The sequence below is a fragment of the Eubacterium sp. AF22-8LB genome (assembly GCF_003458715.1).
Lineage (GTDB): Bacteria > Bacillota_I > Bacilli_A > Erysipelotrichales > Erysipelotrichaceae > Holdemanella.
In genome coordinates this window covers 1-19,848 of record NZ_QRVI01000023.1, presented here as the reverse complement: position 1 = coordinate 19,848, position 19,848 = coordinate 1, and the positions used below count along the sequence as shown (strand labels likewise).

Sequence of the window (19,848 nt, the reverse complement as noted above, 5' to 3'; positions counted from 1 at the left end):
CAAAAATCCAAACATATACCTTATTATATTAAAGAAGTTGAGGAAATAATACATGAGTAAATTAGAAAATTATTACGGAAAATTCTGTGAAGATAAAAGATTGTTGTCTCGCCATGGTCAAGTCGAATATACAACAAGTATGAAGTACATACATAAATATCTAAAACCGAAAGATCGTATATTAGATATTGGAGCAGGAACAGGCAGATATAGCGTTGCACTTAGTAATGAAGGATATGAGGTTGATGCGATAGAGCTTGTTAAATATAACTTAGGTGTTTTAAAAGCAAAAAAAAGCAATGTTAAGGCATATCAAGGAACAGCCTTAGATTTATCTCGATACCAGGACGAAACTTTTGACATCACTCTTTTATTTGGACCTATGTATCACTTATTTAGTTATGAAGATAAATTGAAGGCGATATCCGAGGCAAAGCGTGTCACAAAAACGAATGGAATTATTTTTATAGCCTACGTTATGAATGAATATAGTGTTCTTGTACATGGATTTAGAGATGGACATATTAAAGAATCATTAGAATCTGGAAAACTTGATGAAACATTTCAAACACAAACAAATATTGATGATTTATATAGCTATATTCGATTGAATACAATCAATAAGTTGAATGAAGATGTTGGTTTAAAGCGTATTCAGATTATAGCTGCTGATGGCCCTAGTGATTATATGCGACCTATCTTAAATAAGATGGATAATGAAACTTTTGAGCTATTTATAAAATATCATTTAGCTACTTGTGAAAGACAAGAACTGATTGGTGCAAGCTCACATACAATTGATATACTAAAAAAATAATGTCACTTTTGTGGCATTATTTTCATATTATACATTCTGCAGCTAAAACTACTAAACAACACACAATCGACACTTGAAATAGGCTTTTATCTTTCCATGCCAAAACAATTCCAACAATAAGGGCTGCAAATCCAGCTAATTGAGTATTCGTTTCATACAAAATAGTAGGAAAGGTCATCACTGCCAAAGTCACATAGGGAACGTAATATAAAAAGGATTGCACATATATATTTGTAAAAGGTTTATTAAAAAGTGTTAATGGCAATACACGAATTAAATATGTAACAATAGCCATCGTAGCTACATACATCATTGGATTAGACATTCTCATCTTCCTTTCTAGGTCTAATTATGGCGGCTGCCACTGAAATAATGATCGTTAGTAAAATGGTTCTTGTTCCACTTGAGATTGGCATATCTTTGCATATGTAGCTCAACAAAAAACTAATAATAACTAATACGCATACAACACGATCTTTTTTTGCCTGAGGAATAATAATTGCTAAAAACATTCCGTATAACGCAACACTTAAACTGGCTACAATTTTTGTAGGAAGACTATTTCCAGCAACTATTCCTAACGCTGTTTCAAATGCCCAGCATGGAAGTGCCACCAAATATGTACCATATATATAATTATGGTTTACTTTCCCTTCATGATTGATGGCCAGCCCAAATAATTCATCTGTTAAATCAAAACCTATACACATTCTATGAAATACACTCGTTTTTTCTTCAATTTTTTGGCTTAGCGCAAAACTCATTAAGAAATATCTAGCATTACTCACCAAAGTCATAATGACCATTTGAAAAAATGTACCATGTGTACTAATCATTAAAAATACAGCATATTCTCCTGCCGATGCATTTATGAACAGGCTTGTTAAAAAGCCTTGTATTGGTGATAAACCAACATTCTTTGCGATGATCCCTAATGAGAAAGAAACCGCAAAATATCCCATTCCAACTGGGATGCCATCTTTTATTCCTTTTCTGAATTCCATAATCTCACTTCCATTTTTATGAATTATAAGAATTGTGTTGTTATTTGTAAAACGAATATTTATAATACATCTATAAGGAAATGTGATAGATATGATTTTAACAAAGTACGATATATTCTTTAAGGTATTAGAAACAAAAACAATTAGTCAAGCAGCTAAAGAGCTTGGATATTCACAGAGTGCAGTTTCTCAAACAATAAAGTCTTTAGAAGAAGAATTAGAAACCACTTTATTCATTCGACAAAAAAGTGGTGTAATTCTAAGTAGAGATGGATTTGAGTATCTCCCCTATTTAAAATCGGTTCAGGCAAATCTAGATAATCTTCGTACTAAGAAGCAAGAAATGAAGGGATTAAACCAATCCAAATTAAGGATAGGCACATTCACAAGTGTATCTCGACATCTTTTACCTTCTTTAATGAAAAAATTTATTGAAATGTATCCAAATATACAATTTGAATTGTATCAAAGTGAATATACAAATATTGAACAACAATTAATAGAAGGAACTCTTGATTTGGGATTTACTTGTATTGATGCAATCAAACAGATTCATTATCAAGAATTGTATTATGATGAAATGTTTGCGCTTGTCCCACAAAATCATGCGTTAGCTAAATATAAAGTTTTAAGTATGGAACAAATCACAAAATATCCTTTTATTCAATTGGATGAAGGTGAATATTCTTTACCTGTTCAAACATGTAAAGAATTAGGATTACCTATACAAATCAAACATAAAGTATATGATGATTCTACTATTTTAGCCATGATTCGTCAGAATTTAGGTATTTCTATTTTGTACCAAAATGCTCTAAGCGATTATGATGATTTGTGTTTAATTCCCATTCAAGAAAATCTATTTCGTCATGTCGGTATTGCTTATAATAACTACGACACTCTCTCTTATGCGGGAAAGACATTTCTAGATTTTATTCTTAAAAGGACCCCAGAAATACTTAAAGATAAAACCAGTTTTCACATTATCTAAATTTAAAACATTTTTTACACTGTTTAGGTTGACTCTATTCAATATATATATTATTCTCTTCATGTAAATAAAGAAATACGGTAGGTGAGGTTACCGCAGGGATTTGGATTTCCTAAGATTACTGCCGCAAAGTTGTGGAGACACGACTCGTTGGTCAGCAGGCTAAGTCGCAAAGGCTTGGCTTAATGTAATTGATATGCCCTGTGATACTAAAGCTTGAACGGTGATACTTAGTTTAATAACGTCATTGTTTAGGCAATGACGTTTTCTTTATATAAGGAGGTGAGGCTTGTATGTGTACGGATCCGGATGGGAATAGTTTGAATTATTTAAAGAAAGCAGAGGTACATGATCATGATGAACAAAGAAGAATTCATTCAATTACTACAAGAAAAAAAATACAAAGTTGCACAGAATATACTTTCCGATATGAACGATATGGATACAGCCGCTTTTTTGGAAGAATTAGATGCGAAAGAATGTGCTTTGGCATTCCGCTTGATTTCTAAAGAAAAAGCTGCCGACGTATTCTCATGTATGAGTTCAAAGATGCAGACATATCTGGTAGACATGTTTTCAGAAACTGAACTAAAAGAATTATTAGATGATCTATATATGGATGATACTGTAGATATGTTAGAGGATCTACCTGCAAACTTAGTGACGCGTATTTTGAAAAACTTAGATTCAAATAAGCGTTCGACAATTAATAAACTTCTAAAATATCCTGAAGATAGTGCTGGTTCAATCATGACAACTGAATATGTCACATTAAAAAAGACAATGTCTGTTAAACAGGCTATGAACCATATTAAAGAAATTGGTATTCATAAAGAAACTATCTATACTTGTTACGTCACTGAAAATAAACGATTAATTGGAATTGTAACCGCAAAGAGCTTAATGACCAGTGATGATGATGAAAATATCACAAATTTAATGAATACCAACATTATTTCCGTACATACCCATACAGATCAGGAACAGGTTGCTCATTTATTTAGAAAATATGACCTAATTGCGATGCCCGTACTTGACAGTGATGGATGTTTAGTTGGTATTGTCACATTCGATGATGCCATGGATGTTATGGTAGATGAAACCAATGAGGATATTTCTCGTATGGCTGCCATGGAACCCAATGAAAAAACTTATTTTGAAACGACTGTTTGGCAACAGGCAAAACACCGTATCTTATGGTTACTTGTCTTAATGTTCTCTGCCACAATCACAGGTAGTATTATTACTCGATATGAGAATGCCTTCAGTGCTGTACCATTACTAGTATCCTTTATTCCAATGTTGATGGATACAGGTGGAAACTGTGGTTCACAGAGTTCAACCTTGATTATTCGTGGTTTGGCTTTGGGGGAAATTCATTTTAAAGAAATCTTTAAAGTTATGTTTAAAGAATTTAGAATTTCCCTTGTAGTTGGATTAATTTTAGCTGCAGCCAATGGTTTACGTATTTTCATTCAATACCAAAACTTTAATATCGCAATTGTCGTTGCTCTTTCATTAATGGTTGTTGTTATTGTCGCCAAATTAATTGGATGTATTCTTCCATTGTTTGCGAATAAGATTGGTGTAGATCCCGCTATTATGGCTAGTCCATTAATCACAACAATCGTTGATACCTGTTCGATTCTAGTTTATTTCAATATTGCAGTACATGTTTTTAATATCGTAGTTTAAGAGATGAAAGTCATCTCTTTTTTTTGATGATATGAAAAAAAGAACCTCAATTGAGATTCTTTTATCGAAAATATAATTATTTAAATTAGATATCCATATCCTTTTGAGCAGCAGTTACAATAGCCATCTTGTAGATTTCATCTGAAGTACATCCACGAGATAAGTCATTGATTGGTGCATTCAATCCTTGTAAGATTGGTCCAACTGCTTCGTATCCACCTAAACGAGCGGCAATTTTATATCCAATGTTTCCACTTGATAGGTTAGGGAAGATAAATGTATTTGCATGTCCAGCAACTTTTGATTCAGGTGCTTTTAATTTAGCAACTTCTTCACTTACTGCACAGTCAAATTGCATTTCTCCATCAACATCGAAATCAGCAATACGACGTAAACGATCGCTTGCTTCTGTCATCTTAGCAACACATTCACCTTTTGCACTACCCATTGTTGAATATGATAATAATGCAACTTTTGGTTCTACACCAAATTGACGAGCTGACTTAGCTGTTTGCATTGTGATTTCTACTAAATCATCTGTGTTAGGGTTGATGTTAATTGAGCAGTCACCCATGATCAATTGAGATTCTTCTTTAATTAAAATGAAGCAAGAAGAAACTAATTTATTTCCTGGAGCTGCTTTTACTAATTGTAATGCTGGACGTACAGTATCCGCTGTAGAATATGTAGCACCACCTAATAAACCATCAGCATATCCCATTTGAACCAACATAGTTCCAAAATAGTTTGTGCTCTTCAATGCTGTACGAACTTTTTCTTCGTCCATTTTACCACGACGTAACTCAACCATTTTACGAACCATTTCATCCATATGTTCGAAATTATTTGGATCGATTTGTTCGATTCCTTCAACATTTAAACTATTTTTTTGTGCACAACCAGCAATTTCTTCTGGAGTCCCTAATAATACTGGACAAACAACATCATTGTTTTTCAAATCAATAGCTGCCTTTTGTACACGTGGATCCCATCCTTCAGTAAATACGATACGTACTCCCTTGCCTTGGACCTTTTTTTCTAATTCATCAATAATCATAACTTTAACTACCTCTTTTCTATCAAAGTATAGTCCAAAAATGCTTTATTTACCACAAAAACAATGTGAACTTTTTCTCATAGTTTATTCATAAAATGTGTATACATTAAATAACATATTGTTCATATAGTATGTACATTTTGCACAAATTGTAATTATTTTACATACAAATGAAAATTAATGTAAATTTATCTTGCATTTTTTTTTGTAAAGCTTTACACTAGTGACATCACAAGAAGGGATAGGTGCAAATTATGAAAACAAGTCACTATTTAAAAAAGGCCGGTGCCGTATGTATGGCAGCTGCAATGATGACTGGTTGTGCTAGTGGATCATCTGGTGCAAATGGTAAAACGTTGACAGTAGGTTTAAACACAGGTTTTAATGGAATTTTCTCTCCATTGTATTATCAAACTACATATGATGATTACGTTATTGAAATGGTTTATCAAAGTATGTTGAGCTATGATCGTGATAATCAATTACAACCAGAACTTGCGACTGAACAACCAACTATTAGTGAGGATGGATCAACATTAACATTCAAATTGAAAAAAGGAGTGAAATTCTCTGATGGTTCTAAATTGGATGCAGACGATGTTGTATTGACATTTACAGCCATGGCTGATCCAAGCTATACTGGTCGTTTCTCAACATATGTTGATTACTTAGAAGGTTATAAAGAATATCACGATGGAGATGCCAAAACTCTAAGTGGTGTTGAAAAAATCGATGATTATACAGTTGCTTTCCACTTGGCAACACCAAGAATCGATGCCATCAGTCAAGTTGGTACATTCCCAATCATCTCTAATTCACAATTCAAGAAATACAAAAAAGGTGATACAAAGATGTTTGAAGACAAGGCTAGTGAACCAATTGGTACTGGACCATATGTATTGAAAAACTTCCAAAAAGATTCAGCTGCCACATTTGTTAAGAATGATAAATTTAAAGCTAAAGATGGAGAATATCAAATTGATAACGTTGTAATAAAGATTTGTGATACTTCAACAGAACTTCAAGAACTTCAAAAAGGAACTGTTGATTTATTACCACAAGCTGATAATGCCGACAAAGTTGGTACAGCTAGTTTAGATAAGAACTTAACTTACAACAACTATGCATCAAGCTCAATGCAATACTTCATTTACAACTGTGAAGCTGGAGTCACTGCAGACCCTGCTGTACGTCAAGCATTAACTTATGCGATCGACCGTCAATCATTCGTAGATAGCTACTACTCATTCTCTAAAGGAAGCAAAGATGTTAAGAAAACTCAACCTGGTTTCGTTCCAGTATTAATGGCTAACCCAATTTCATCACAATTAGGTGATATCATTACTGGTAAAGAAAAAGATGACAACATGACTTACTATGATTATGACATCGAAAAAGCTAAACAAATCTTAGATGATGCTGGATGGAAAGTCGGAAGCGATGGAAAACGTGAAAAGGATGGACAAAAATTAACTGTTCGTATGGTTTCTACAAAAGGTAAAGATCAATTAGATACTATGCTTCCAATGCTAGAAAAAGCTTGGGGTGATGAACTTGGTGTTGATTTCAAAACGAACTTAAGTGAATTCAACACAATGGTTGCGACTGTTCAAGGTGATGATACCGTTAACGATTGGGAAGTATCTTACATGGGATGGCAGTTTGGTTCAGGTGATGACACTGGTATCAACTTATTATGCCAAACTGGTCAAACAGATAACACAGCTCGTTTATCAGATCCTGATTTAGATGCATTATTAGATACTGCATTACACACAACTGATCAAACTGCAAGTACTGCTGCTTATAAAGAAGTTTACGAAAAGGTTTCTGCTTTATGTCCATATGTAGCAATCAATGGTTTAAGCTACTATGATCTATACAACAAAAAAATCAAAAACTTAGATACAGCTGCATTGTATGACTTCGTTAAAGCGTTAGACAAAGCTACAATTGAATAACAATTAAAGAGATCTGTTGACAGATCTCTTTTTAATACATATAATTCAACTACATACAGAGTAAAAATATGTGCGTTAAGTGTCTTTAACACGGGGAGTTGGTTAAGGAACGAAAAGTTATTCTTGCGGTACATATTTTGCATCCCGCTGTTGTGATCGAAAAAATTAAAGACTTTCTTTTTTTGTATCGCAATATGGAAAAAAGGAGGTCTTTTTATATATGAATCAATACTTTGTAATGTTAAAAGAAAATGCACGTTCTATTAAAAACGTACACGTAATTGTAGGGGTTTCCTTATTCTTTGCCTTAAACGTTATTCTTAACTTGTTTGGATCCATTCAAATAGGAAACCAGTTAAAACTAGGCTTTGCATCCATTGCGACAGCTGCCAGCTGCATGTTATATGGTCCAGTTCCAAACTTAGTCCTTGCACCATTATTAGATTTAGTCAATTACATGGTCAAACCTGTGGGTGCATATTATCCAATTTTTATGATTTCTACAATGGCAAGCGCATGCATTTTCTCAGCATATTTCTATAACTGTGAAAAAATTACTTGGGTCCGCGTCATCTTATGTCGAATTACATATGATGTTGTTGTTAGTCTATTCTTAAACACACTATTTACATCTATGTTGTGGGGAACTCCATTTTTGATGATTGCAGGGCCAAAGCTAGTCAAAAACTTAATTTCATTACCATTCCAAGTTGTTATTTTGTATTTAGCAATGAAAAGCTGTATCCAGTTAAAACCAAAGGTGAACCGTTAATGGTCCACCTTTTTTTACTGCAATTTAAACATCTCTTTTTTTGCGCCACAAACCGGGCATACATAATCATTTGATTCACTTTCAAAGTCATCCCCATCATATACATATCCACAAACACTGCATACCCACTTTTCTTCTTTTCTATAAGTAGGTGCTTTTTCAGGAGCACTCTGTTTTAATACATTATGATAATACGCATAGGTCATTGATTTACCAAAATCACCTTTCTTAGCATCAATGACTTTTGCCAAGAATACAAAATGTGTTCCTGCATCCATATAACTTTGTACTTCACACATCATGTACCCCAATGCACCATCTACAACAGGCAATTCTTTATATAAATGATGGTTCAAATTTTTCCACTTATCTTTATCTTTTCCCGTCTGAAAGCCTAACTCTGTAATGACTTGTGAATCTATTGTTTCAGGCAAGATTGATAAAGAAAAGCATTTACTTTTTTCAATTAATGAACAAGTATAATTATCTTTGTTCATACTCAAGGCAATTAGCGGTCCTATCGTGGAAACCTGAAATACAGTATTCACAATACATCCGCATTCGCGCATGCCATCTTTTACACCTACAGCATACATACCATAAGAAAGATCATACAAAACTGTGTTATCCATAAGAACACCTCCCTTGTTACTATTATTGTAGCAAATTCACTGGTTAGATTCTAGATAACTATTTTCCTTCTTCAACTCGCTTCTGTAATTTATTCATCGTCTGCTTTAAATTTTTCATTTCTTCCACAGACACATCATAGAACAATGTTTTATTTATTTTTCCAATCTCTTCATCAATGATTTTTAAAATAGGTTTACACTCATCTGTTAGTTGCAAATGATGAACTCGACTGTCTTTTTCATCTTTGCGAGTACAAATAAGTCCCTTGTTCTCCAATGAATCAACGCTTCTAGAAATCAAAGTCTTTGAAACGCCTAATACGACTTTTAATTCTGTACTCGTTGTTATAGATGGATTATTTTTTAAAATAATTAAGATTGAAATTTCATTTGGTGAAAAATTAAATTCTTGAAAACTATCCTTTATCTTTTTGGCGTAATAATCCCTCATTTGATTGGATATACGCAAAAATTCCTCTATTGTAAACATATTATCGCTCCAGTTCCATGAAAATTATTGTAAGCGCTAAAATGGGGCATGTCAAACATTGCCCCATTTTTCTAATACTTCTCCTACATAATATAAAGAGCCACATAACAAACTATCTTCTTTTGTATCTAAAAGCCTTGAAATCAACTCATCTACTGTAATAATAGGATACCCTAATTTTTTAAGTGGATATAAGCGTGCACTTGATATTTCTACCAAAGTAATATCTTTACTGATGGATTGAAGTCGTTCAATCATGTGTGGTGCATCCTTTTCTTTTAATACTGAAAAATAAATTTTCCCATTAAAGCCCTTCAACGAATGTGTTAATGCAGTAATTCCATGTACATTGTGTGCTCCATCTAATAATACTAATGGTTCTTTTCTAAGAATCATAAATCTTCCTGCCCATTGGAAATGATTAATTACTTCTTGAATTTCTTTTTCTTCAAGCCAAATCCCAAGTACACTCAGTGTTTCTAGTGCAAGTGATAAGTTTTTAGCTTGATATAATGGTGGATTTAAATGTAAAGTCATTCCATTCCATCTCAATACATCTGTTTCCTGACAGTCAATAAAACATAATGGTGTTTTCATATAATCCGCAACTAGTTCCATTACCTTTTGGCATTCTGGTTTATCTTCTTTTGTCAATGCAGGAACATTGGGTTTAAATATACCTGATTTTTCATAAGCGATTTGTTCGAAAGTATCACCTAAATATTCCGTATGGTCAAGGCCTACATTGGTAATTAAGCAGGCTTTATAATCCAAAGCTGTTGTCGCATCCAAACGACCGCCCATCCCTGCTTCAATAATGCAGTAATCTACTTCTTGCTCTATAAAATAGGCAAGTGACATCCACAAATCCATTTCAAACATTGTCATCTTATGTAATAAGAACAACTCTTCATATTGATCATAGATTCTTTCCCAATCTTCTAAAGAAATACATGTATCATTCACGCGTATTCTTTCTGTATGATGAATCAAATGCGGAGATGTAAAAACACCTACTTTATATCCTTTTTTCATCAACAAATCTCTTAACCAAATTGAGGTGCTGCCCTTTCCATTTGTACCAGCTACCTGAATCTTTTTTAAAGCTATGTGACTTGGCAACGCTTCTGTTAACCACTGTCTGAATTCTAATAGGTCATGGTTTTTTCCACGACAATTTTCCATTTTATTAATTTTCTCTTGTACATTCATGGTATTATTATATCACTAAAGAAAGAAGTGAATCATATGATTATGCATAATGACTGGGATCAATTGTTTGATCAAGAAATACAAAAAGATTATTTACTAAATTTACGCTATTTTTTAGCTGGGGAATATAAAACAAAAAATATTTATCCTGCAAAAGAAAATATTTTCGCTGCCTTTAAGACAACTTCTTTAAAAGATACTAAGGTTGTTATTCTTGGACAAGACCCATATCATGGTCCAGGACAAGCTCAAGGTTACTCTTTTAGTGTTCCCAGCAATTTTCCATTGCCTCCATCTTTACAAAACATGTATAAAGAACTAGAAAACGAATATCAAACACCTGTTCATCGTACAGGCGATTTGACCGACTGGGCTAAACAAGGTGTACTATTAATGAATACCATTCTTACAGTTGAAGAGCACAAACCTTTGTCTCATCAAGATAAAGGATGGCAGAATTTCACAAATGAAGCTTTGCGCTGGATCAACAAAAAAGATGGTCCTGTTGTATTCTTATTATGGGGATCCAAAGCTATTCAATCTAAGAAATTGCTGACAAATCCTAAGCATTTAATTCTTACAAGCCCGCATCCAAGTCCTTTAAGTGCTTATCGTGGTTTCTTTGGAAATAATCATTTTAAGCTTGCAAATGAATATCTAATTAAAAACAATGAAACGCCTATTCAATGGATATAGGCGTTTTTTCTTATAGGCCAAAAGAAAAAGAAGCATCATTTGATACTTCTAGTCTTTCATCTCATTAAATACTTGTAAAGCTAAACATCCAAGTCCTGTATGAATTCCTACAGCACTGACTAAATCAATGACTTTTACTTTAGCGCCTTCAATTTGACTTTCAATCTTTTGCGCATATTCTTTTGCAGCCTCTAATGCATCTACATGTGCAACAATAAATGTATAATTAGAATCCACATTCAATTCCTTTAAATGTTTAATAACTCGATCCTGTGCTCGTGTCATTGTACGTACTTTATCTAATACATCGACTTTCCCGTTTGTACTTTTACCAATATGCAAAATAGGTTTAATTTTCAATAAACCACCTAATGCCGCAGCCATAGGAGTTAATCTTCCCCCACGTTTCATATGGTCTAAATCATCACACAACAATACAGTTTCGCAACTATCCGCAATGCTTTGTAGTTTTTTAATGATTTCATCCAATGAAGCACTCGCTTCATACATTTTTTTTGCCGTCTCAATCATACATCCTTGTTCAACAGCCGTACAATAACAATCAACACCTACAAACTTCATTTCTAATTGATTCGCAATCATTTCCATTGAATCTAATGTTCCAGATAATCCTCGACAGATGGGAACCGCAAAAATTGTGTCATATCCTTCGTTTTTTAATTTTTCAAAGCAATCTTGAATCTTACCTAAACTAGGTAATGATGTTTTCAACACTTTTTTCTCATGTAATTTTTGAATCACTTCTGAATATGTAATTTCTGTATATTCATCTTTTGATTCACCATCGCATGTAATTTGTAAAGGTAAACAATAAATGCCTTTTTCTTTCCAATAATCTGGATGCTGGCCTGTTCCGGTATCCGTTACAAATGCAATCTTCATAGCTAGGCCCCCTTAACTTTTTTCACAAATTGAATTCCTACTGAACCTAATCCTGTATGAACCGCAATTACCGCATACATTGGATCTGTATGAATTTGAATATCTTCTCCAAACACATCGTGCAGCTCATCAATCGCAATTTGTGTTCCTTCTGGATTATCTCCATTTAGTATATAAAATTCATAGTCTTGTGCATTCGCATCTTTTGAAATAATTTTAACAGCTTTTTTTATAGCTTTTGACATAGTTCTAACTTTATCAAAAACATCTACCTTACCTTCAGTATTTTTAGATACTTCCAAAATTGGTTTAATTTTTAACATACCCGCAAGTTTAGCTGCCATCGGAGTTAATCTACCACCCTTGGCTAAATGATCTAAATCTTCTGGAATCAAGAATCCTCTTGAATGGTCAACACTTTCTTTTAAACGTGAAATAATTTCTTCAGGATGTACTTCTTGTTCAACTAATTTTTGTGCGGATAAAACCAAGTACTTTTCCACACCTAAAGTAGTATATATATCTAATGTATGGATTTTAACACCATGCCATTTCCCTGAGGCTTGAATAGCTTGGTTTGTTCCTGACAATCCATTTGATAGTGTTATCAAAATAACATCTGTTATACCATCATTTTTATATGATTCTAATAATGCCTCAATATCACCTAATGGTGGCATACTTGTTTGAGGTATAAAGCCTCTTTCTAAAAATGAATTTAATTCTTGTACGGTTAAATCCACCCCATCTAAATATGTTTTATCTTCTATTTGAACCTGTAAAGGTAAAAAATCAATTCCTAAATCATTTGCTTCTTGTTTGGTTAATCCACAACCACTTTCTGTTAGTACACGAACCTTCATTAAAACCCTCCTTTTTCTAAAATCATCCTAATCCTAACACGAAATATTAATTTTCTCAAATCTCTGATATAATTAGATTGAGGTGATTTGTATGAGCGCTTTCATTTCTTTTGAAAATGTAAAAAAGACTTATCATATGGGCGAAATCGATATACATGCATTAGATGATGTGAGTTTTGAAATACAACAAGGGGAGTTTGTGATTATCGCAGGAGCCAGTGGTGCTGGTAAAAGTACTATCCTAAATCTATTAGGTGGAATGGATACTGTCAGTGAAGGAAGAATCGTCGTAGATGGACGTGAAATTAGTTCTTATAAAGAAAAGGATATGACATTGTATCGAAGATATGATGTAGGATTTGTTTTCCAGTTTTATAATCTTGTTCAAAATTTAACACTTAGAGAAAATGTTGAACTTGCAACGCAAATTTGTAAGAAACCACTTGACATAGATGAAACTATAGAATTAGTTGGACTAAAAGATAGAATGTTCAACTTTCCTAGTCAACTTTCTGGTGGTGAACAGCAGCGTGTCGCAATCGCGAGAGCTTTGGCTAAAAACCCTAAGCTTTTACTTTGTGACGAACCTACCGGTGCTTTAGATTATCAAACGGGTAAGCAGGTTCTTAAGGTTTTACAAGATACGTGTAGAACACAAAATAAAACTGTAATTGTCATTACTCATAACTTAGCTTTAACGCCAATGGGAGATAAGGTAATTAAGGTTCGTAGTGGAAAAATTGAAAGTATCACATGGAATGAGCATCCAATGGATGTCAATGACATAGAGTATTAATATGCCTTCTTCTTATTTAAAGGATATTTTCCGTGAAATTAAAATCTCCCTAGGTCGTTTTCTCTCTATCCTTTGTATCGTCGCAATTGGCGTAGCCTTCTTTGCCGGCATCAAAGCGAGTGCTCCGGATATGAAAAACAGTGCTGATACTTATTTTGATAAATACAATGTGCAAGATATACAAATCTATTCTACTTTGGGGCTTACCAAGAAAGATGTAAATGCCATAAAAAAAATTAAAGGAGTCAAATCTGTACAACCTACATTTGCGATAGACACATTGTCTCAGATTGATTCTACACAAATGGTTATTAAAGTCCTTTCTTATGAAATTGATCAAAAGATGAATAAAATTCGTGTAGTTGAAGGGCGAATGCCCAAAAGAGAAAACGAGTGTTTAGTTGAGGCTAGTTCAGCTACAAATAAACTATATGGTACGTTCCACATTGGTGATACAATCAAATTAAAAAGTGGCACAGATGAAGCTTTATCTAAAACATTAAAAAACACAAAATATAAAATTGTTGGGACTTGCTACAATCCAAATTATTTATCTTATGAAAAAGGATCAAGTAATATTGGTTCAGGAACTGTAAACTCCTTTATATATATACAAAATTCAAACGTAATAAAGGATTATTATACAGAAGTTGATGTTTGTGTTAAAGGCGCTAAAGAATTGGATTGCTATAGTGATGAATATTTCGATGTTGTGAATCCTGTCTTAAAGAAAATCAAAAAAATTGCAAATAAACAAATAAATGCACGTATTCAATCTTATCAGTCTGATTTAGATGAGAAAAAACGAGAAGCAAAAAATAAATTCACAGATGTAGAAAACACATTAAATGATGCACAAAACAAAATCAATTCTGGACTAGCTGAAATTCAAAGTAATGAATTAAAGTTACAAAATTCTAAAAATCAAATTGATCAAGGATGGAATGAGTATTATCAAAACATCAAAGTATTAGATAACATTCCAACTTTACAAAGTGCAATAGCTCAAATTGAAAAAGGTGAACAAGAACTTCCTGAATTACTGAGTCAAAAAGAACAAGTATTAGAAGGTATCAAACAGATAAATATAAAAATTGAAGAACTAAATACAAACCTGGTTCAAATTCAAAATAAAATTAATGAGATTGATAATCAACTTAACTTAATTAAAGACATTCCTGGTTATGAGGATAAAGTTAAAGAATGTACAGAAGCTAAAGATTATTTGATTGGTGAATTACAAAAAGTTGAATATGGTATTCATACATGTAATGAAGAACTAAATAATCTAAATTCGAATTTATCTGCCATTCAATCCGGCATTGATCAAATTCAGGAAGGTATCGATAAAAAAACTGAACTTCAATCGCAATTAAATCAATTATTAAATGCACAAAGCGAATTAAACAATGCTTATTCAACATTGACTAATGGACAAGTTCAATATGAAAATGGTTTGTCACAAATCCAAAATGCAAAGAACGAATTGAATCAAAATATTGAAAAATTAACTTTATCAAAAGCAGAATTCAATATACAAAAACAAGATGCATTAAAAGAATTAAATGATGCACAACTTGAAATTGATAAAATGAATGGAGAATGGATTGTTTTAGATAGAGATTCACATTATTCTTATCGCGACTACGGAGCTTGTGCTGATCGTATGGATGGTATCGCAAAAGTATTCCCTGTATTTTTCTTTTTAGTAGCTGCTTTAGTTTGTATGACAACTATGACAAGAATGGTAGATGAGCAACGTAATGAAATGGGAACCCTAAAAGCACTTGGCTATTCAAAAATGCAAATTGCTGCTAAATATATTATTTATGCATTATTTGCTAGTATACTTGGTTCAATTCTAGGCTGTTCTATAGGAATGTATTTATTCCCGACTGTAATTTTTAATGCCTGGAATACACTATACAATATTGACAAGATTCAGTTCTTGTTTCAGCCTGGACTCATATTATTAGCAAGCGGATCGGTAACTGGTATTACTTTACTAGCTACGCTATATTCTATTTATAGTGAATTAATTGAAATGCCTAGTCAATTGATGCGTCCAAAAGCTGCAAAAGCCGGTAAGAAGATTCTTCTAGAAAAAATCCCATTTATATGGAAACGATTATCCTTCTTGCAAAAGGTAACCGCAAGAAATATTTTCCGATATAAAAAGAGATTTTTCATGACAATTATCGGTATTGCAGGATGTTCTGCCTTATTGGTAGCTGGATTTGGAATTAATGATAGTATTTCAGATATTGTAAATCAACAATATAATGTCATTTATCATTATGATGCAACGATTTCAGCTAAATCAAGTAAAATTACGCCTCAGATAAAGTCTTTAAAAGGTATTAAGGATGTATATGAAGAAGATCATCTTGCTGTTACCACTAAAATTGACAACAAAGATATTTCTACTACAGTCCATATCATTTCAAATGATGATAAATTTAAAGATTTCTGTACTTTATTCAATGGTAATAAAGAGTTTGATCTTGATGATTCATCTGTATTGATATCTCAAAAAATGGCTACAAAATTAAATAAAAAAGCTGGGGACACAATCAAATTCAAAGATTCCAACGAGAAAATCATAAAAGCAAGAATCAAAGGTGTATTCACTAACTATGTTGAACATCACATATATGCTAGTAAAACTTTATATAAAAGTTGGAATACTCAAGCAAAGACATCGCATATTTACTTAATCAAATCCAAAAAAACAACCAAAAAGTTTGAACGTAATCTGGGAAATAAAATTATGAATATTGATGGTGTTCAAAGCGTTACTTTCTATTCATCTCTACAAAAAAACTTCAAAGATATGATTAGCAGTATATCATACATCGTTGTTGTTCTTGTTATTTCTGCCGCATGCCTTGCATTTGTTGTTTTATACAATCTTAGCAATGTTAATATTTCCGAAAGAAAACGTGAAATTGCTACGATTAAAGTACTTGGATTTACTAGAAAAGAAGTAGATGCATATATCAATAGAGAAACAACTCTATTAACTATTTTAGGTTCATTGATTGGCTTAGGTATCGGTATTGGATTACATCACTTGATAATGAACTTGGCCGAGATGGATGATATTATGTTTGGTAGAACAATCAATTCAATATCTTATGTAATTAGTTTTGTAATGACGATTGGTTTCAATGCAATTATCAATTTGTGTATGCATAAAAAACTAAATAACATTCAAATGGTTGAATCATTAAAAGCTGTGGAATAACCCACAGCTTTTTTTAATAGAAAAAGCCCTCAAAATGAGGGCAATGTTAACTAGATTTGTGCAATACGCATCATATTTGTGTTACCTGATCCTACCGGATATCCAGCAACAACAATGATGTGATCTCCTGTTTTGAATCCAGCTTGTAATGCTAAATTACGAGCTAAATCAATGTCATTTTCTTTAGTATTTTGAATATTTGAAACGACTGGAGTTACACCATTAACTGGTAATAAGCTGCGTTGCGTAACTTCGTCAAATGTAATACCTAAAATAGGAGCACATGGACGGAATTTAGCTAAACGGCGAACTGTATTTCCACTTTGTGTAAATGCAATAATACATTTAATATCAATTGCCAATGCAGTATCAGCTACTGAAATACCAATGGCATCATTTAGAGTGCGTTTGCTTGATTTAACATTTGCTTTTAAACGATCTTTATAAGGAATCATTGGTTCAATAGCGTTCGCAATCTTAGTCATTGTTTGAACACATTCAACTGGGTAATGACCTGCAGCTGATTCACCAGATAACATGATACAATCTGTTCCATCCATAATAGCGTTAGCTACGTCACTTGCTTCTGCACGTGTTGGACGAGGATTTTCTTGCATAGATTCTAACATGTGTGTTGCAGTGATAGCTGGTTTACCAACTTCGTTTGCAACAGCAATCATGCGTTTTTGATAAATAGGTACTAATTCTAAACTTACGTCTACACCTAAATCTCCACGAGCAACCATTACTCCATCTGCAACATCTAAGATTTCGCGGATGTTATCAAAACCTTCCTGGTTTTCAATTTTAGGGAAGATTTGAATCATATCTTTATTTTCATCAATTAAAATTTGACGAATTGCTAAAACATCATCTTTACGACGTGTAAAACTTGCTGCAATATAGTCAACATCCATTTTACATCCAAAACGAATGTCTGATTCATCTTTTTCAGAAATAAATGGCATACTTAATTTAATGCCTGGCAAGTTACATCCCTTACGGCTCTTTAAGAAATGTGGGTTATTTACTACACCATGGATACGATCAGGAGTTACTTCTGTAAAAGTAACTTTCATTTTACCATCATCCATTAAAATGTAGTCACCAACTTGTACGTCATTGAATACTTCTGGACAACGTAATGTGAATCTTTCGTGGTTTCCTAAAACTTCTTCTTTAACTAAATCAATTTCATCACCTTCAGCAAATTCACATCCACCGTTTTCAAAATCACCTAAACGAATTTCTGGACCTTTAGTATCTAATAAAATTCCGATAGGTTTTCCTGTTTCTTTACTAACTTCACGAATACGTTTAACACGTTCTGCATGTTCTTCATAGTCTCCATGAGAGAAATTCAAACGTGCAATGTTCATTCCAGCTTCAACAAGTTTTGTTAAAACTTCTTTACTTTCACTAGCTGGACCAATAGTACAAATAATTTTTGTTTTTTTGCTCATTTTTTTGTCCTTCCTTTTAATTTATCCTAAACCAAACGATCAAATAAGTTCATTAGTGGTTTACGAGATTCTTGTGGCATGCTTAATGCTTCTTCAATTGGATACGAAATAATTTTATTGTCTCTAATTGAGATACATTGTCCGCCAATGCCTTGCATCAATAAATCTACGGCTTTTTCGCCCATTTGTGATGCTAACAAACGATCAAATGGACATGGAGATCCTCCACGTTGAATATGGCCTAAGACAGTAGCTCTACCTGAAAAACCTGTATTCAAACTTACTTTCTTTGCAAATTGATCGACATCAGTGATCTTTTCACTAATTACTACGATTGCATGCTTTTTCTTTTTGATAATATCGATATCTCTTAGACGATCTAAAACATCTTGTTCATCAAATCCAGTATCACTTGTTACTACAATTTCTGCTCCACAGGCAATACCTGACCATAATGCTAGGTCTCCACAACGATTTCCCATAACTTCAACAATAGAACAACGGTGATGTGAATTCGATGTATCTCTTAATTTATCGACACATTCAACAACAGTTTCTAAAGCTGTTTGGAATCCAATTGTATAATCAGTACAAGTAATATCGTTATCGATAGTACCAGGTAATCCGATACAGTTAATTCCCATTTCAGTTAAAGATAATGCACCACGATATGAACCATCTCCACCGATAACGACAACGGCTTCAATGCCTCTTTTCTTTAATTGAGCAATTGCTTTTTTTCTGACTTCGATGTCTTTGAACTCAGGTAAACGGGCTGATCCTAAAATAGTACCGCCTCTATTTACAATATCTCCAACAGTTTCACGAGTTAATGGTTCAATATATCCTTCTACCATTCCTTTATAACCATTGTAAATACCAAATACTTCTAGGCCACTATTTAATCCAACGCGTGTTACCGCGCGTATTGCAGCATTCATTCCCGGTGAATCACCACCAGAAGTCAAAATACCAATTCTTTTAACCATAATATGTCCTCCATAGACTCATTATTCATCATAAATATACCACATAACGAATGTTTAAAAAAGGGAAAATTCACCTGAAAACGCTTTTAGGTAAAAAAGAATAATAACTTTATTAACATTTGTGAAATATTTGACATTTTGTTAACAATTGCTAAAATCATGTACTGTTATTTTAAGATGCATCTACTTATTTATGCAAGAAAAAGGCAAAAAAAAGGACCCGGCAGCTAGCTATCTTCGCAGGGGCAAGCCCAACTATT

General features: G+C 33.1%; 18 protein-coding genes and 2 riboswitches. Of the genes, 8 read left to right on the top strand and 10 right to left on the bottom strand.

Annotated features, from left to right (window positions below):
• Positions 1-52 precede the first annotated feature (52 nt).
• A complete protein-coding gene (locus DWY01_RS08865) occupies positions 53-817 on the top strand; it encodes a bifunctional 2-polyprenyl-6-hydroxyphenol methylase/3-demethylubiquinol 3-O-methyltransferase UbiG (RefSeq protein ID WP_117995779.1) in 765 nt (254 codons plus the stop codon).
• Positions 818-839: 22 nt separating this feature from the next.
• Here the strand turns inward: DWY01_RS08865 and DWY01_RS08860 are convergent, their stop codons facing one another.
• Together DWY01_RS08860 and DWY01_RS08855 are read right to left on the bottom strand one after the other, a co-directional pair.
• Positions 840-1,142 carry an AzlD domain-containing protein gene (locus DWY01_RS08860; protein ID WP_117995778.1) on the bottom strand — a complete coding sequence of 101 codons (303 nt, stop codon included), beginning with the start codon at positions 1,140-1,142 and terminating at the stop codon, positions 840-842.
• A complete protein-coding gene (locus DWY01_RS08855; RefSeq protein ID WP_117995777.1) occupies positions 1,135-1,821 on the bottom strand; it encodes an AzlC family ABC transporter permease in 687 nt (228 codons plus the stop codon). The genes DWY01_RS08860 and DWY01_RS08855 overlap by 8 nt, the downstream gene beginning before the upstream one ends.
• Positions 1,822-1,912: 91 nt before the next feature.
• On the opposite strand from DWY01_RS08855, the gene DWY01_RS08850 reads away from it, so the two are divergent.
• Positions 1,913-2,812, top strand: coding sequence for a LysR family transcriptional regulator (locus tag DWY01_RS08850; RefSeq protein ID WP_117995776.1), 900 nt, complete (start codon positions 1,913-1,915; stop codon positions 2,810-2,812).
• 69 nt (positions 2,813-2,881) lie between these two features.
• Positions 2,882-3,048: riboswitch (M-box (ykoK) riboswitch) on the top strand.
• A gap of 118 nt (positions 3,049-3,166) precedes the next feature.
• Positions 3,167-4,507 carry a magnesium transporter gene (gene mgtE, locus DWY01_RS08845; protein ID WP_371412826.1) on the top strand — a complete coding sequence of 447 codons (1,341 nt, stop codon included), beginning with the start codon at positions 3,167-3,169 and terminating at the stop codon, positions 4,505-4,507.
• Between the two features lie 85 nt (positions 4,508-4,592).
• On the opposite strand, the gene pta is transcribed toward mgtE, so the two are convergent.
• Positions 4,593-5,564: a phosphate acetyltransferase gene (pta, locus tag DWY01_RS08840; RefSeq protein ID WP_217292327.1), complete on the bottom strand. Its 972-nt coding sequence runs from the start codon at positions 5,562-5,564 to the stop codon at positions 4,593-4,595.
• Between the two features lie 254 nt (positions 5,565-5,818).
• Here pta and DWY01_RS08835 point away from each other — a divergent pair, with 254 nt between their 5' ends.
• Together DWY01_RS08835 and DWY01_RS08830 are read left to right on the top strand one after the other, a co-directional pair.
• On the top strand, positions 5,819-7,525 hold the full coding sequence (locus tag DWY01_RS08835) for an ABC transporter substrate-binding protein (protein ID WP_117995795.1): 1,707 nt from the start codon (positions 5,819-5,821) through the stop codon (positions 7,523-7,525).
• Positions 7,526-7,579: 54 nt separating this feature from the next.
• Positions 7,580-7,677: riboswitch (THF riboswitch) on the top strand.
• Positions 7,678-7,745: 68 nt separating this feature from the next.
• Complete coding sequence (locus DWY01_RS08830) at positions 7,746-8,297, top strand: folate family ECF transporter S component (RefSeq protein ID WP_117995775.1); 552 nt, start codon at positions 7,746-7,748, stop codon at positions 8,295-8,297.
• A gap of 14 nt (positions 8,298-8,311) precedes the next feature.
• Here the strand turns inward: DWY01_RS08830 and DWY01_RS08825 are convergent, their stop codons facing one another.
• The 3 genes from DWY01_RS08825 to DWY01_RS08815 are packed head-to-tail and all read right to left on the bottom strand — an operon-like array spanning position 8,312 to position 10,604.
• Positions 8,312-8,929 carry a flavin reductase gene (locus tag DWY01_RS08825; RefSeq protein ID WP_117995774.1) on the bottom strand — a complete coding sequence of 206 codons (618 nt, stop codon included), beginning with the start codon at positions 8,927-8,929 and terminating at the stop codon, positions 8,312-8,314.
• 58 nt (positions 8,930-8,987) lie between these two features.
• Positions 8,988-9,419 (bottom strand): MarR family winged helix-turn-helix transcriptional regulator, encoded by a 432-nt coding sequence (locus tag DWY01_RS08820; RefSeq protein WP_117995773.1) that lies wholly within the window; start codon positions 9,417-9,419, stop codon positions 8,988-8,990.
• A 51-nt stretch (positions 9,420-9,470) separates the two neighbouring features.
• Positions 9,471-10,604: a folylpolyglutamate synthase/dihydrofolate synthase family protein gene (locus DWY01_RS08815; RefSeq protein WP_199519938.1), complete on the bottom strand. Its 1,134-nt coding sequence runs from the start codon at positions 10,602-10,604 to the stop codon at positions 9,471-9,473.
• Between the two features lie 63 nt (positions 10,605-10,667).
• Here DWY01_RS08815 and DWY01_RS08810 point away from each other — a divergent pair, with 63 nt between their 5' ends.
• Entirely contained in the window at positions 10,668-11,327 is a 660-nt protein-coding gene (locus tag DWY01_RS08810) for a uracil-DNA glycosylase (protein WP_199519937.1), read from the top strand.
• A gap of 48 nt (positions 11,328-11,375) precedes the next feature.
• Here the strand turns inward: DWY01_RS08810 and DWY01_RS08805 are convergent, their stop codons facing one another.
• Both DWY01_RS08805 and DWY01_RS08800 read right to left on the bottom strand, forming a co-directional pair.
• Positions 11,376-12,230 (bottom strand): DegV family protein, encoded by an 855-nt coding sequence (locus DWY01_RS08805; protein WP_117995771.1) that lies wholly within the window; start codon positions 12,228-12,230, stop codon positions 11,376-11,378.
• Positions 12,231-12,232: 2 nt separating this feature from the next.
• Positions 12,233-13,093 (bottom strand): DegV family protein, encoded by an 861-nt coding sequence (locus DWY01_RS08800; RefSeq protein WP_117995770.1) that lies wholly within the window; start codon positions 13,091-13,093, stop codon positions 12,233-12,235.
• 91 nt (positions 13,094-13,184) lie between these two features.
• Between DWY01_RS08800 and DWY01_RS08795 the strand changes: the two genes are divergently transcribed.
• Positions 13,185-13,889: an ABC transporter ATP-binding protein gene (locus DWY01_RS08795; protein ID WP_117995769.1), complete on the top strand. Its 705-nt coding sequence runs from the start codon at positions 13,185-13,187 to the stop codon at positions 13,887-13,889.
• 1 nt (position 13,890) lies between these two features.
• Complete coding sequence (locus tag DWY01_RS08790; RefSeq protein ID WP_117995768.1) at positions 13,891-17,136, top strand: FtsX-like permease family protein; 3,246 nt, start codon at positions 13,891-13,893, stop codon at positions 17,134-17,136.
• A 50-nt stretch (positions 17,137-17,186) separates the two neighbouring features.
• Here the strand turns inward: DWY01_RS08790 and pyk are convergent, their stop codons facing one another.
• Positions 17,187-18,599: a pyruvate kinase gene (pyk, locus tag DWY01_RS08785; RefSeq protein ID WP_117995767.1), complete on the bottom strand. Its 1,413-nt coding sequence runs from the start codon at positions 18,597-18,599 to the stop codon at positions 17,187-17,189.
• 26 nt (positions 18,600-18,625) lie between these two features.
• Entirely contained in the window at positions 18,626-19,588 is a 963-nt protein-coding gene (pfkA, locus tag DWY01_RS08780; RefSeq protein ID WP_003864866.1) for a 6-phosphofructokinase, read from the bottom strand.
• Positions 19,589-19,848 lie beyond the last annotated feature (260 nt).

Coding starts and splice junctions, on each gene's coding strand:
- DWY01_RS08810 (WP_199519937.1), top strand. CDS start 10,668: ATGATTATGCATAATGACTGGGATCAATTGTTTGATCAAGAAATACAA.
- DWY01_RS08860 (WP_117995778.1), bottom strand. CDS start 1,142: ATGTCTAATCCAATGATGTATGTAGCTACGATGGCTATTGTTACATAT.
- DWY01_RS08825 (WP_117995774.1), bottom strand. CDS start 8,929: ATGGATAACACAGTTTTGTATGATCTTTCTTATGGTATGTATGCTGTA.
- DWY01_RS08855 (WP_117995777.1), bottom strand. CDS start 1,821: ATGGAATTCAGAAAAGGAATAAAAGATGGCATCCCAGTTGGAATGGGA.
- DWY01_RS08865 (WP_117995779.1), top strand. CDS start 53: ATGAGTAAATTAGAAAATTATTACGGAAAATTCTGTGAAGATAAAAGA.
- DWY01_RS08820 (WP_117995773.1), bottom strand. CDS start 9,419: ATGTTTACAATAGAGGAATTTTTGCGTATATCCAATCAAATGAGGGAT.
- pyk (WP_117995767.1), bottom strand. CDS start 18,599: ATGAGCAAAAAAACAAAAATTATTTGTACTATTGGTCCAGCTAGTGAA.
- pfkA (WP_003864866.1), bottom strand. CDS start 19,588: ATGGTTAAAAGAATTGGTATTTTGACTTCTGGTGGTGATTCACCGGGA.
- pta (WP_217292327.1), bottom strand. CDS start 5,564: ATGATTATTGATGAATTAGAAAAAAAGGTCCAAGGCAAGGGAGTACGT.
- DWY01_RS08815 (WP_199519938.1), bottom strand. CDS start 10,604: ATGGAAAATTGTCGTGGAAAAAACCATGACCTATTAGAATTCAGACAG.
- DWY01_RS08795 (WP_117995769.1), top strand. CDS start 13,185: ATGAGCGCTTTCATTTCTTTTGAAAATGTAAAAAAGACTTATCATATG.
- DWY01_RS08830 (WP_117995775.1), top strand. CDS start 7,746: ATGAATCAATACTTTGTAATGTTAAAAGAAAATGCACGTTCTATTAAA.
- DWY01_RS08805 (WP_117995771.1), bottom strand. CDS start 12,230: ATGAAGATTGCATTTGTAACGGATACCGGAACAGGCCAGCATCCAGAT.
- mgtE (WP_371412826.1), top strand. CDS start 3,167: ATGATGAACAAAGAAGAATTCATTCAATTACTACAAGAAAAAAAATAC.
- DWY01_RS08790 (WP_117995768.1), top strand. CDS start 13,891: ATGCCTTCTTCTTATTTAAAGGATATTTTCCGTGAAATTAAAATCTCC.
- DWY01_RS08835 (WP_117995795.1), top strand. CDS start 5,819: ATGAAAACAAGTCACTATTTAAAAAAGGCCGGTGCCGTATGTATGGCA.
- DWY01_RS08850 (WP_117995776.1), top strand. CDS start 1,913: ATGATTTTAACAAAGTACGATATATTCTTTAAGGTATTAGAAACAAAA.
- DWY01_RS08800 (WP_117995770.1), bottom strand. CDS start 13,093: ATGAAGGTTCGTGTACTAACAGAAAGTGGTTGTGGATTAACCAAACAA.